Annotated in this window: 10 protein-coding genes; 8 read left to right on the top strand and 2 right to left on the bottom strand. The window is 71.8% G+C overall.

Annotated elements, in window-relative coordinates; all coding sequences use genetic code 11:
• Positions 1-38 precede the first annotated feature (38 nt).
• From TR48_RS13465 to TR48_RS13450, 4 genes are all read left to right on the top strand, one after another.
• Positions 39-1,565 carry a sugar ABC transporter ATP-binding protein gene (locus TR48_RS13465; protein ID WP_042366488.1) on the top strand — a complete coding sequence of 509 codons (1,527 nt, stop codon included), beginning with the start codon at positions 39-41 and terminating at the stop codon, positions 1,563-1,565.
• A complete protein-coding gene (locus TR48_RS13460; protein WP_042366486.1) occupies positions 1,558-2,598 on the top strand; it encodes an ABC transporter permease in 1,041 nt (346 codons plus the stop codon). The genes TR48_RS13465 and TR48_RS13460 overlap by 8 nt, the downstream gene beginning before the upstream one ends.
• A gap of 91 nt (positions 2,599-2,689) precedes the next feature.
• On the top strand, positions 2,690-4,015 hold the full coding sequence (locus tag TR48_RS13455; RefSeq protein WP_042366484.1) for an L-fuconate dehydratase: 1,326 nt from the start codon (positions 2,690-2,692) through the stop codon (positions 4,013-4,015).
• Between the two features lie 99 nt (positions 4,016-4,114).
• A complete protein-coding gene (locus tag TR48_RS13450) occupies positions 4,115-4,837 on the top strand; it encodes a FadR/GntR family transcriptional regulator (RefSeq protein WP_042366482.1) in 723 nt (240 codons plus the stop codon).
• 33 nt (positions 4,838-4,870) lie between these two features.
• Here the strand turns inward: TR48_RS13450 and TR48_RS13445 are convergent, their stop codons facing one another.
• Complete coding sequence (locus tag TR48_RS13445; RefSeq protein ID WP_201777118.1) at positions 4,871-5,554, bottom strand: YoaK family protein; 684 nt, start codon at positions 5,552-5,554, stop codon at positions 4,871-4,873.
• 207 nt (positions 5,555-5,761) lie between these two features.
• On the opposite strand from TR48_RS13445, the gene TR48_RS13440 reads away from it, so the two are divergent.
• Positions 5,762-6,667 (top strand): LysR family transcriptional regulator, encoded by a 906-nt coding sequence (locus tag TR48_RS13440; protein WP_042366477.1) that lies wholly within the window; start codon positions 5,762-5,764, stop codon positions 6,665-6,667.
• Between the two features lie 24 nt (positions 6,668-6,691).
• On the opposite strand, the gene TR48_RS13435 is transcribed toward TR48_RS13440, so the two are convergent.
• Positions 6,692-7,351, bottom strand: a complete 660-nt coding sequence (locus tag TR48_RS13435) for a TetR/AcrR family transcriptional regulator (protein WP_042366557.1) — start codon at positions 7,349-7,351, stop codon at positions 6,692-6,694.
• Positions 7,352-7,489: 138 nt separating this feature from the next.
• Here TR48_RS13435 and TR48_RS13430 point away from each other — a divergent pair, with 138 nt between their 5' ends.
• The 3 genes from TR48_RS13430 to TR48_RS13420 all read left to right on the top strand — a co-directional run bounded on the left by TR48_RS13430 (position 7,490) and on the right by TR48_RS13420 (position 12,190).
• On the top strand, positions 7,490-9,430 hold the full coding sequence (locus TR48_RS13430; RefSeq protein ID WP_042366469.1) for an acyl-CoA synthetase: 1,941 nt from the start codon (positions 7,490-7,492) through the stop codon (positions 9,428-9,430).
• Entirely contained in the window at positions 9,427-10,356 is a 930-nt protein-coding gene (locus TR48_RS13425) for an amidohydrolase family protein (protein ID WP_042366467.1), read from the top strand. Before TR48_RS13430 ends, TR48_RS13425 begins: the two co-directional genes overlap by 4 nt.
• 67 nt (positions 10,357-10,423) lie before the next feature.
• Positions 10,424-12,190, top strand: a complete 1,767-nt coding sequence (locus tag TR48_RS13420; protein ID WP_042366465.1) for an FAD-dependent monooxygenase — start codon at positions 10,424-10,426, stop codon at positions 12,188-12,190.
• Positions 12,191-12,192 lie beyond the last annotated feature (2 nt).

Here is a 12,192-nt window from a genome sequence, read left to right as displayed (position 1 = left end):
TCAGGAATCCAACGGCTCACGAGGACAAGGCGGTTGTGATGAGCGACAGGGAGCGGGACGCGAGCCCCGCGCCCGTCGTCGAGGCGACGGGCATCGTCAGACGATTCGGTCCCACCGTCGCCCTCGACGGCGCCCGGATCACCATCAGGCCCGGTGAGACCCACGCACTCGTCGGCCGCAACGGCGCCGGCAAGTCGACACTCGTGTCGGTCCTCACCGGTCTGCAGGCGCCCGACGAGGGTGAGGTCAGCTTCGGCGGCGCCCCCGCCCCGCGCCTCGCGGACCGCGACGCCTGGCGACAACGCGTGGCCTGCGTCTACCAGAAGTCGACGATCATCCCCACCCTGACCGTCGCCGAGAACCTCTTCCTGAACCGGCACGAGCGCGGCCGTGGTCGGCTGATCAACTGGCAGGGCCTGCGGAAGCAGGCCCAGGAGTTGCTGTCGACCTGGTCGGTGGAGGTCGACCCGCAGACCCTGGCCGGCGATCTGAGCGTGGAGCGGCGTCAGTTCGTGGAGATCGCGCGGGCGCTGTCCTTCGGAGCGCGGTTCATCATCCTCGACGAGCCGACCGCCCAGCTCGACGGCGCCGCGATCAACCGGCTCTTCGACCGGATCCGCGACCTGCAGGCGCAGGGCGTGACCTTTCTGTTCATCAGCCACCATCTCCAAGAGGTCTACGAGATCTGCGACATGGTGACGGTGTTCCGCGATGCCAGGCACATCGTGACCGCGCCGGTCACGGATCTGCCCCGCGCCGATCTGGTCGCCGCGATGACCGGCGAGGCGGCGGTGGACCGGCTGCAGGTGCGGTCGAACACCCCCGACCGCAGCGCCACATCCGCGCTGTCCGTGCAGGCGCTGGGGCGTGACGGCGCCTACCGTGACGTGACGTTGGAGGTGGGCGCCGGGGAGATCGTCGGACTCGCGGGCTCCGCAGGCAGCGGTCGCACCGAGGTCGCAGAGACAGTCGTGGGTCTGCGGACCGCCCACACGGGCGAGGTGGCGATCGCCGGGAGCCGCCCGCGGCCGGGCAGCGTGCCGGCCGCGCTCGCCGCGGGCGCCGGTTTCGTCCCGCAGGACCGGCATCACCAGGGGTTCGTGCCGGACATGTCGATCGCCGACAACACCACCCTGTCCGTTCCTCACCGGCTCGGCAGCAAAGGCTTCCTCAGCCGTCGCCGACGGGACCGGCTCGCCGACAGCATGATCGAGAACCTGGCGATCAAGGCGCCCGGACCCCAGCTGCCCGTGTCCGCGCTGTCGGGCGGCAACCAGCAGAAGGTGGTCATGGCTCGCGCTCTGGCGGACGATCCGCGCCTGCTGGTGCTGATCAACCCGACCGCGGGCGTGGACGTGCGGTCCAAGGAGTTCCTCCTCCACAAGGTCGAGGAGACCGCCGAGTCCGGTGCCGGAGTGCTCGTCGCCTCCGACGAGCTCGACGACCTGCGCATGTGCGACCGGGTCCTGGTGATGTTCCAGGGCCGGGTGACTTCGGAGCTGGCCCGCGGCTGGCACGACCACGAACTCGTGGCCGCGATGGAAGGAGTGGACCTCGATGCCTGAAACCGTCCTGACGGACCCAGCCGCCACGACCCGGGAACCGGGGCCCAGGCGCGTCGCGCTGCTCGGCGGCCGGATACCGCTGGCCCGTCTGCGCGATCTGGCCCTCGTCCCCGCGATCGTCGTCATCGCGATCGTCGGCCAGATCGTCAACCCAGTGTTCCTGCAGGCCGACAACCTCATCAACGTCCTGCAGGCCATGTCCGAGATGGCCCTGCTGGTCCTCGCCCAGACGATGATCCTCATCGTCAAGAAGATGGACCTCTCATTGGAGTCCACCATGGGCCTCGCGCCAGGTGTGGCGGCCTGGCTCGTCGTCCCGGTCGGCGCGGGACACGGACTCGGCCTGCTGCCCGGCGCCTGGGCCATCCCGGTCACCCTCGCCGTCGGCGCGCTCGTCGGCGTGATCAACGCCCTGCTGATCATCCGCTTCGGCCTCAACGGATTCATCGTCACCCTCGGCATGCTGATCGTGCTGCGCGGCGTCCTCACCGGCATCTCCGGCGGCCAGACCTTCTTCCAGCTGCCGAACTCCATGCTCTACATCGGCACGGCGGAGTGGTTCGGGATGCCCGCCTCCATCTGGATCTGCCTGGTCCTGTTCGCGTTCGCGATCGTGGTGCTCGGCTGGACCGGCTTCGGCCGCTCCCTGTACGCCATCGGCGGCAACATCGACGCGGCGAAGGCGGCCGGCATCCGGACCGAGCGGGTGCTGTGGATCGTGATCGTCACCGGCAGCGTGCTCGCGGCCCTCGCGGGCCTGATGTTGTCGGGACGGCTGGCCTCGGTCGCCTCCGCGCAGGGCAACGGCTACATCTTCACCGTCTTCGCCGCCGCCGTCATCGGCGGGATCAGCCTGAACGGCGGCAAGGGCACCATGTTCGGCGCGTTCTGCGGCGTGCTGCTGCTCTTCATGATCCAGAACGTGCTCACCCTGGCGGGTGTCCCCGCGCAGTGGATCGGCGCGCTCAACGGCCTGATCATCCTGGTCGCCCTCGCCATCTCCCGCATCACCGGCGGCAAGGTCCAGGAGTGACCAGGGCGGGCCACCCACCGCCGACCTCCGCCGCGTTCCCGTCCCGTGGCCAGGGACCGACTGCCCTTGCCCCTCACGGAAGTTGCCGCCGTTGCCCTCACCTGTGCCCTCCTCCGCCCGCATCACCGCCCTGGACGTCCTGGACGTGCGGTTCCCCACTTCCGAACACCTCGACGGCTCGGACGCGATGAACCCCGAGCCCGACTACTCCGCCGCCTACGTGGTCCTGCGCACCGATGCCGGCGACGGACTGGAGGGCCACGCCCTCGCCTTCACCACCGGACGCGGCAACGACGTCCAGGCCGCCGCCATCGCGGCCCTCGCGCCGCACGTGGTCAGCCTGTCGGTGGCGGAGATCTGCGGCGACCTCGGGGCGTTCTCCCGCTCCCTCGTCCACGACCCTCAACTGCGTTGGCTGGGCCCCGAGAAGGGCGCCATCCACATGGCCACCGGGGCGGTCGTGAACGCCGCCTGGGACCTGGCGGCCAAGCGCGCGGGTCGGCCCGTGTGGCGCTTCCTCGCCGAGATGTCGCCCGAGGACCTGGTCGCCCAGGTCGACTTCCGGTGGCTGAGCGACGCGCTCACCCCCGAGGAGGCTCTGGAGATCCTGCGGCGCGCCGAACCGGGCCGCGAGGAGCGCGTCGCGGAGCTGCTGGAGCGCGGCTACCCCGCCTACACCACCACCCCGGGCTGGCTCGGCTACTCCGACGAGAAGCTGGCCCGCCTCGCCCGTGAGGCCGTCGCCGACGGCTTCACCCAGATCAAGCTGAAGGTCGGCGCGTCCCTGGAGGACGACGTACGGCGGATGCGTGTCGCCCGCGAGGCGGTCGGCCCGGACATCCGCATCGCCGTCGACGCCAACCAGAGATGGGACGTCGCACCGGCGATCGAGTGGATGCGGGCACTGGCCCCGTACGACCCGTACTGGATCGAGGAGCCCACCTCCCCCGACGACATCCTCGGCCACGCGGCCGTCCGCAAGGCACTGAGTCCCATCAAGGTCGCCACCGGCGAGCACATCGCCAACCGGGTGGTCTTCAAGCAGCTCCTGCAGGCGGGCGCGGTGGACATCGTCCAGATCGACTCCGCGCGGGTCGGCGGCGTCAACGAGAACATCGCGATCCTGCTGCTGGCGGCGAAGTTCGGCGTGCCGGTCTGCCCCCACGCCGGCGGCGTGGGGCTGTGCGAGATGGTCCAGCACCTGTCGATGTTCGACTACGTCGCCCTCTCCGGCACCGTCGAGGACCGGGTCATCGAGTACGTCGACCACCTGCACGAGCACTTCGTCGACCCTGTCCGCATCGCCGACGGCCACTATCTCGCCCCGGGCCTGCCGGGGTTGAGCGCGCAGATGCACCCGGGCTCACTCAAGGAGTACGCCTACCCCGACGGCCCGGTCTGGAGCGCCCGTGTCTGACGGCAAGGCCTTCGTCGAAGCCCACCGCCACGTGTGGGATCCTCAAGGGCTGATCAGGTCGGACGTGCCCGCGGCGAACGGGCCCGGAAGGAGCGCGCGGTGTCTCTGACGGACAAGGCCATCGTGCAGATCCGGGAGCTGATCCGCACCGGGGCTCTGCCGCCGGGCTCGAAGCTCCCGCCGGAGCAGGAGCTGGCGGCCCAGCTCGGCCTTTCCCGCAACCTCGCGCGGGAGGCCGTGAAGGCGCTGGCGGTCGCCCGGATCCTGGAGGTCCGCCGGGGCGACGGCACCTACGTGACCAGCCTGCAGCCGAGCCTGCTCCTGGAGGGGCTCGGCGGCGCCGTGGAACTGCTGCAGGGCGACTCCGCCGCGCTGCTGGACCTCATGGAGGTTCGGCGGCTCCTGGAGCCGGTCGCCACCGCCCTGGCCGCCACCCGGATCTCCGACGAGCAGCTGGCCGAGATCCAACGGCACCTGGACGCGATGCGCGAGGCCCGTGACGACGTGGAGGGGCTCAACGCCCACGACGCCGCGTTCCACCGCGCCGTCATCGCGGCGACAGGGAACGAGACCCTGCTCACTCTCCTTGAGGGCATCTCCGGCCGTACCTTGCGCGCCCGGATCTGGCGTGGCCTGGTCGACACCGAGGCCTCGGACCGCACCCTGGCCGAACACGAGGCGATCTTCAACGCCCTGTCCGTCCGCGACGCCTCCCTCAGCCAGGCCGCCGCACTGCTGCACGTCAGCAATACCCAGCTGTGGCTGAAGGAGCACCTGCGGTCGGGAGAACCCCTCCCGTGGGGCTCGACGGCGGAGAAGTGACAGGAAGGTCCGCCCGGCGAGGCCTGCCGCGCGCTACGTGTTTCCGGGTGGAGTCCCGCCCGCGTGGGCTGGCGAACGCACGGCGACGCGCTCGTCGTGGACGAACAGCGCCAGTCCCAGCGTGAGGAGGCCGACAAGGGCCCACAGTGCAAGGACACCCCCGGTCGCTGTCAGCAGGCCGCCTCCCAGCGCGCCGGCGAGAAAGGCAGTGATCACGAGGGCCAACTGGCGCGCTCGGCGCGCCGCTTCCCGGTCGCGATCGACGACCGCCGTGCAGGCGCTCTGGATCGCGGTCCGGAGGTTTCCCGTCGTCATCGTGGTGTTGTACGCGGTGTCCACCAGCTTTCGGAAGGTGGAGACCTGCACCGAGGCGACGAAGGCGATCACGACCGTGACGACCAGGTCCGGGGTGTCCACCGGCATCAAGGCGACGGCGGCGAGCACCACGATCTCCAGGGCGAGGGCCGCGCGGGCCGGCCAGCGCACGAAAGCGGCCACGCCGGGCCGCTTCAGCGTCTCCGCGACGACCACGCCCAGGACGAAGGCCAGGATCGCGGGCAGGTGACGGAGGGCCTGTGTCCACTGCCCCCGCGCGACCGCGACGCCCAGCAGGACGACGTTCCCGGTCTGCGCGTTGGCGAACACTCCGCCGTGGCCGACGAAGGTGTAGGCGTCGAGCGCCCCGCCCACCAGTGCCAGCAGAACGCCCAGTCGCACGGACTGCGATGTGGGGAGCGCCGGCTCCGGAGCAGTGCGCCGCACTTCACGGATCATCTCGCCCTGAAGACGCAACTCGACTGGCTCCTCGTGCAATCCCGACGGCTTCTCCGTGCGGTGCCTTCCACAGTGAGTGACGACAACGTGAAGTACAATCTCGGAAATCTATACGGGTATTAAGCTGAACTGAACGACGGAGGTGGCCGCGTGCTCGACGTCCGGCGCCTCCTGCTCTTCGCGGAGGTCGCCCGTCGTGGCTCGGTGACCGCGACCGCGCGTGCGCTCAACTACACCCCATCAGCGGTGTCGCAGCAGGTCAGCCGCCTGGAGGCGGAGGCCGGCCAGCCTCTGCTGGAGCGCCGTGCGCGGGGCGTGACCCTCACCGACGCCGGGCGCGCCCTGGCCGAGCGCGCAGAGCGGATCGAACGGGAGCTGCGGGCCGCGGACAACGAACTCGCCGACTTCGCGGGACTGCGCGCGGGCACTCTCCGTGTCGGCACGTTCCCCACGGTGGCCGCCTCCCTCCTCCCGGCCGCCGTGATCGCCTTCCGCGAGGCACACCCTGACGTGCGGCTGACGGTGCGCAGTGACCGCATGGCCGGACTGTGGTCGATGCTGGAAAGCCGGGAGATCGAGCTCTCCCTGATGTGGGACTACGACTGGTGCCGCATCGACCGCGAGGACGCCGTCGTCACGCCGCTCCTCGACGACCCTCCAGCCCTCCTCGTCAGCGACCGGCACCCGCTGGCGGGTCGACCCTCAGCGGCTCTCGCGGAAGTCGCGGGCGATCCGTGGATCACGCGCGCCGAACAACACCCGGTCGCGGAGGCCCTGGACCGCAGCTGTCGTGCCGCCGGCTTCGAGCCCCGGATCGCCTACGAGGCCCACGACTACCAGGAGGCCCAGGCCATGGTCGCCGCCGGTGTCGGCGTCGCGCTCGCCCCGGCGCTGGCCCTGGAGGGCATCCGCCCCGGCGTCAGCGTCCTGCCGCTGGAGCCGCCCGCACCGGTGCGCCGCATCCTGCTGGTCCGCATGTCCGACCACTCGCTCACCCCCGCCGCACAGGCCTTCGCCGCTCTCCTGCGCGACCACGCCGCCACCCGCGCGCTCTGAACAAGACCTCGGAGGTTCGCGAGGTCAGGCTGGGGGAAGCTGCGGCAGGGGACGGGAGGCGATCTCCGTCGCCTCGTCACCCGGCAGTCCGAACATGCGCAGCAGGCGGGCGGCGAGCTGGTCGGTGACGTTCACGACATCCAGGTCGGGGCGGTTCTCCAGGAGGTGGAGCACACCGAGAAGCGCGCCACCGGTCATGGCCACGGCGGTCTGCGGGTCGTCGATGTCCAGGCGCTCGCTGTCGGAAGCCGCCTGCAGGTCACGCATCGCCTGCGGGGCCAAGCCACCCTCGGCGGTCAGGTAGGACATGCCGGTGCGCACCAGGATCCTGGCCATCTGGCGATGGGTGTGCTGCAGCCGTCCGGTGAGGCGGACGCTCGCGGCGAAGACCTCCGCCGGATCCCCGAGGTCGCCGACGACGGAGTCCAGCAGGGCGCCGTACTCGTCCAGGGTGAGCGCGACGGCCTCGTCGAACAGCTCTTCCTTGCTGGTGAAGTGGTTGTAGAAGGAGCCGAAGCCGACGTCGGCCGCGTCGGTGATCTCCTGGATGCTCACGTCCGCCCGTCCCTGTTCCGCGAGGAGGCGCTGCGCGGCAGCGACCAGCGCGGCCCGCGTGCGCGCCTTGCGTCGGTCCAGTCGATTGAGGGACTGCCCACCGGCAGCGCCCTGTCCGTCGGTGCTCATGCCGCCCATGATAGCGGTCGACTCACTTCTGATTATTTCATCAGCATTGACGACTCTTGACGAATAGGGTTGCCTGGAGTGATGATTTCATCAGAACTGACCCAAGCCATCACTCTTCCACCCTGCAAAGGCGCACCGGTGACCCTGACGCCCGCAACGGACCTGCTCTGGCCCGCCTGCACGAGCCCTGCGGATCTGACCGCCATCGAGGCCGTCCCGTTGGACGAGCGCGGTCTGCCCGCCACCACGTACGACGCCGTGCTGCGGGCCGCACGGCTGTGGCCCGACCGCCCGGCTCTGACGGTGTTGCCGGACGCCGCGCGCTTCCTGGAACCGGTCACGGTCACCTTCACCCAGCTGCGCGACCAGGTGCACCGCACGGCCAACCTGCTGCGCTCGCTCGGCGTCACCCGCCAGACCGCCGTGGGCCTGCTCTCGCCCAACACCGCGGAACTGCCCGCGGCCCTCCTGGCCGCCCAGGCCGTGGGAGTCGCCGCCCCCGTCAACCCGGACCTGGCCCCCGAGCACGTCGAGGAGCTGCTGCGACGCGGTGGCGCGCGGGTGCTGATCGCGGCGGGGCCGCAACTGGATCCTCGGGCCTGGGCCACGGCCCGTCATGTCGCCGCCGCGCTGCGCCTGGAGGCGCTGCTCGCCCTCACTCCCACCGCCGCCGACGCTCCCCGTCCCCAGCTGGATCCGGTCGACGGCGTGCGGGTGGGTTACCTGTCCGAGTCGTCCGCGGCGCATCCGGCCGACCGGCCCGCCGACGTCGAGGCGCCGACGGCCGGGGACCTCGCGGCGTACTTCCACACCGGCGGCACCACCGGCACGCCCAAACTCGCCGCTCACACACACGCCAACGAGATCGCGGACGCGTGGATGGTGACCGTGAGCGCGCCGCTGGACGCCGACGCGGTGATGTTCGCCGCGCTGCCGCTGTTCCACGTCAACGCCCTGGTCGTCACCCTGCTGGGCCCGCTGCTGCGCGGCCGCCCGGTGGTGTGGGCGGGGCCGCTCGGCTACCGCGATCCCGAGTTGTACGGCGTGTTCTGGAAACTGGTCGAGCGCTACCGCATCGCCGCCATGTCGGGCGTGCCGACGGTGTACTCCGTTCTCGCGACGGTGGCGGTCGACGCGGACATCTCCAGCCTCCGGTTCGCCGCCGTCGGCGCCTCGCCACTGCCGCCCGCCGTACGCGACGCCTTCGAGCGGCACACCGGCGTCCAACTGTGCGAGGGCTACGGGCTGACCGAGGCGACCTGCGCCTCGGCCGTCAGCCTGCCCGGCCAACTGCGATCCGGCACGGTCGGCCGGCGCCTGCCGTACCAGCAGATCAAGGCGGTGCGGATCGATCCGGACACCGGCGACTGGCAGGACCTGCCGCCGGGCGCCAGCGGGAATCTGGCCGTCAGCGGCCCCACCGTCTTCGCCGGCTACGTGGCCGAGCACACCTCCGGCGGGCCCCGCCTGGACACCGGCGGGAAGGTCCGCGACGGCTGGCTGGACACCGGCGACGTGGGGCGCGTCGACTCCGACGGATTCGTCAGCCTCACCGGACGCGCCAAGGACCTGATCATCCGCGGCGGCCACAACATCGACCCGGCCGGGATCGAGGACGCCCTGCTCGACCACCCCGAGGTCACCGCGGCCGCGGCGGTCGGGAGTCCCGACCCGCACGCCGGCGAGGTGCCCGTCGCCTACGTCGCCCTCGTCCCCGGCGCCCGCGTCGGGCCGGCTGAACTGCTCGCCTGGGCCACCGACCGGGTTCCGGAGCGTGCCGCCGCCCCGCGCGAGGTGCACGTGATCGACGCGATCCCGCTCACCGCGGTCGGCAAGCCCTACAAGCTCGACCTGCGCCTGGACGCCGTCCGCCGCGCGGTCCATACCGAGCTGGCAGCCCAAGGAGCCTCCTGCGAACCGGAACTGATCGTGTGTCGGCCGGACGACGGTGCGGTCCGCGTGGTGGTGCCCTCCCCCGCAGAAGACCCGGTCCGGCGCAGGGTCGCCGAAGCACTCGACCGCTACGCCCTGACCTGGCAGTACGCAGACGACCGCTCACACGTGGGGAGAACACCGTGAGCCGCATCGACGTCCACCAGCATCTCCTGCCCCCTGCCTACACCCGGTGGCTCCGGTCGAAGGGCGTCCACGCGCCGGGCGGCCGCGAACTGCCGCGGTGGACCCCGCAGCAGGCCGTCGCCCTGATGGACAGCTACGCCGTCGACACGGCGGTGCTGTCCCTGTCCACCCCCGGCACCTGGCTCGGTGACGGCGCCGAGGCGGCCGCCATGGCCCGGCAGGTCAACGAGTTCGGGGCGGAACTGGTGAAGGACCGCCCCGACCGCTTCGGGTACTTCGCGACCGTCCCGCTGCCCGACCCGGACACCGCCCTGAACGAGGCCGCCCACGCGCTGGACGAGCTGGCGGCCGACGGCGTCGTCCTACTCGCCAACACCGACGGCGTCTACCTGGGGCACCCCGACCACGATCCGCTGCTGGCGGAGCTGGACCGCCGCTCGGCCGTCGTGTTCGTCCACCCCTCCGAACTTCCCGCGCCCCCGGTCCCCGGCCTGCCGCCCTTCGCCGCCGACTTCCTTCTCGACACCACCCGCGCCGCGGCCAGCCTGGTACTGCACGGCGTCCCGCGCCGCTACCCGAACCTGAGGATCATCCTGTCCCACGCGGGCGGTTTCCTGCCCTACGCCGCCCACCGCATCGCCGCCGCCCTGATCGCCGAAACGGGCCGCGGCCACGAGGAGATCCTCGAGGACCTGCGCAGTTCCTGGTTCGACACCGCGCTGTCCGGCAGCCCCACGGCGCTCCCGAGCCTGCCGGCCTTCGCCCGCCCCGAGCGGGTGCTCTTCGGATCCGACTGGCCCTTCGCGCCGGAGCTCGCCGTCGCCCATTTCACGGGTGAACTGGACCGCTACCCCGGACTCGACGCGGCCGGCCACGACGCGATCGACCGGGACAACCCCCCCCCCTTGTTCCCCCGCCACACCTGAGCCGTCCCCACCCGTGAGCCGCCCCCCACCCGCCGGCCGCGAGCCGCCGCACCCCTGGAGCTCTCTCGTGAACGACATCGACGTCCCCGTCCTCATCGTCGGCGGAGGCGGCGCGGGGCTGACCGCCTCCATGCTGCTCAGCCGCCTCGGTATCGAGTCCCTGCTGGTCAGCGCCTGGCCCACCACGTCCATGCTGCCCAAGGCCCACGTCCTCAACCAACGCGCCATGGAGATCATGCGCGACGCGGGCGTGGCCGAGACGATCTACGCCGCCTCCGCTCCGGCCGAGCAGATGTCCCACACCGCCTGGTACGTCGGCCTGACCGGCGACAGCGAGGACCACGGGCGCAGGGTCGCCAAGATGGAGGCGTGGGGCGCCGGCGGGCACTCCCCCGCGTGGCTCGCGGCAAGCCCCGAACGTCAGGCCAACCTGCCGCAGATCCGTCTGGAACCCCTCCTGCGGGCGCGGGCCGAGGAACTCGCGCCCGACCGGGTCCGCTTCCACCACGAGCTGACCGCTCTCACCCAGGACGACGACGGCGTCACCGCCGTCGTCACGGACCGCGACACCGGCGAGAGCTACCGGGTGCGCGCCCACTACCTGCTGGGGTGCGACGGCGGCCGGACCGTCGGCCCCGCCGTGGACATCGCGCAGGAGGGCGTTCGCGACCTCGCCCGCGTGGTCTCCTGCCACCTCTCCGCAGACCTGTCCCGCGCGGCCGGTGACCCGGACGTGCTGATCCGCTGGCTGTGGCTGCCCGACCTCGGCATCCCCGGCGTCCTGGTGCCCATGGGCCCCGACCACTGGGGGCCCGACTCCGAGGAGTGGGTGTTCCACCTCAACTACGGGGCCGAGGACACCCGCGCGCTCGACGACGCGTCCGTGCTCGCCGACCTGCGCAAGGCCCTCGGACTGACCGAGGACCAGGTCACGGTCCACATGATTTCGCGCTGGTCCCTGGAGGGAGTCGTCGCCGACGGCTTCCGCCGCGGCCGCGTCCTCATTGCCGGCGACGCCGCCCACCGCCACCCGCCCACCGGCGGCCTGGGCCTGACCTCCGCCATGCACGACGTCCAGAACCTCGTCTGGAAGCTCGCCGCCGTCCTGAACGGCCACGCCGGTGACGCACTGCTCGACACCTACGAGGCCGAACGGCGCCCGGTCGACGCCACCAACGTCCAGCGCTCGCTGGAGAACGCCATGAACCACATCGCCGTCAACGCGCTCTTCGGCGGCGGTCCGCAGGCGGACACCGAGGAGAACTGGAAGCAGGCCCGTCGCCTGTGGAGCGAGGACCCGGCCGACGCCGCGTTCCGCCGCGCCTTCCTGGCCGCCGTGGCCGCCCAGTCCATGGAGTTCAACGAGCTCGGCATCGAGTTCGGCTACATCTACGACTCCGCGGCCGTCGTGCCCGACGGCACCCGGCCCCCGGACAACCCCGACCCGGTGCGCATCTACACGCCCGCCGCCCGCCCGGGCCACCCGCTGCCCCACGCCTGGCTGGAGGACCTCGACGGCCAGCGCATCGCTCTGGCCCGTCTGGTCCGTCCCGGCCGCTTCCTGCTGATCGCCGGTGAGGAGGGCCACGCCTGGTGCGAGGCCGCCGAGAAGGTCGCCGCACAGGACGGGCCGCCGATCGACGCGGTCCGCGTCGGGCACCTCGACGGCGACTTCCGCGACCCGCGCTCCACCTGGACGGCGGCGCGGGGGCACACCCCCGGCGGCGCCGTCCTGGTGCGCCCCGACCGCTTCGTCGCCTGGCGCGCCCACGGCCACGGCACCGACCCGGTCGCCGAGCTCACCACCGCTCTGGACGCCCTCCTCGCCCGATAGGA

The organism is Streptacidiphilus neutrinimicus, from assembly GCF_000787815.1.
GTDB classification, from domain to species: Bacteria; Actinomycetota; Actinomycetes; order Streptomycetales; family Streptomycetaceae; genus Streptacidiphilus; species Streptacidiphilus neutrinimicus.
Note: the sequence above shows the minus strand (reverse complement) of the source record. Positions and strands in the feature narration are given on the sequence as shown.

Excerpts from the sequence above, each read along its gene's own strand:
- TR48_RS13465 (WP_042366488.1), top strand. The coding sequence starts at position 39 with ATGAGCGACAGGGAGCGGGACGCGAGCCCCGCGCCCGTCGTCGAGGCG.
- TR48_RS13460 (WP_042366486.1), top strand. The coding sequence starts at position 1,558 with ATGCCTGAAACCGTCCTGACGGACCCAGCCGCCACGACCCGGGAACCG.
- TR48_RS13435 (WP_042366557.1), bottom strand. The coding sequence starts at position 7,351 with ATGAGCACCGACGGACAGGGCGCTGCCGGTGGGCAGTCCCTCAATCGA.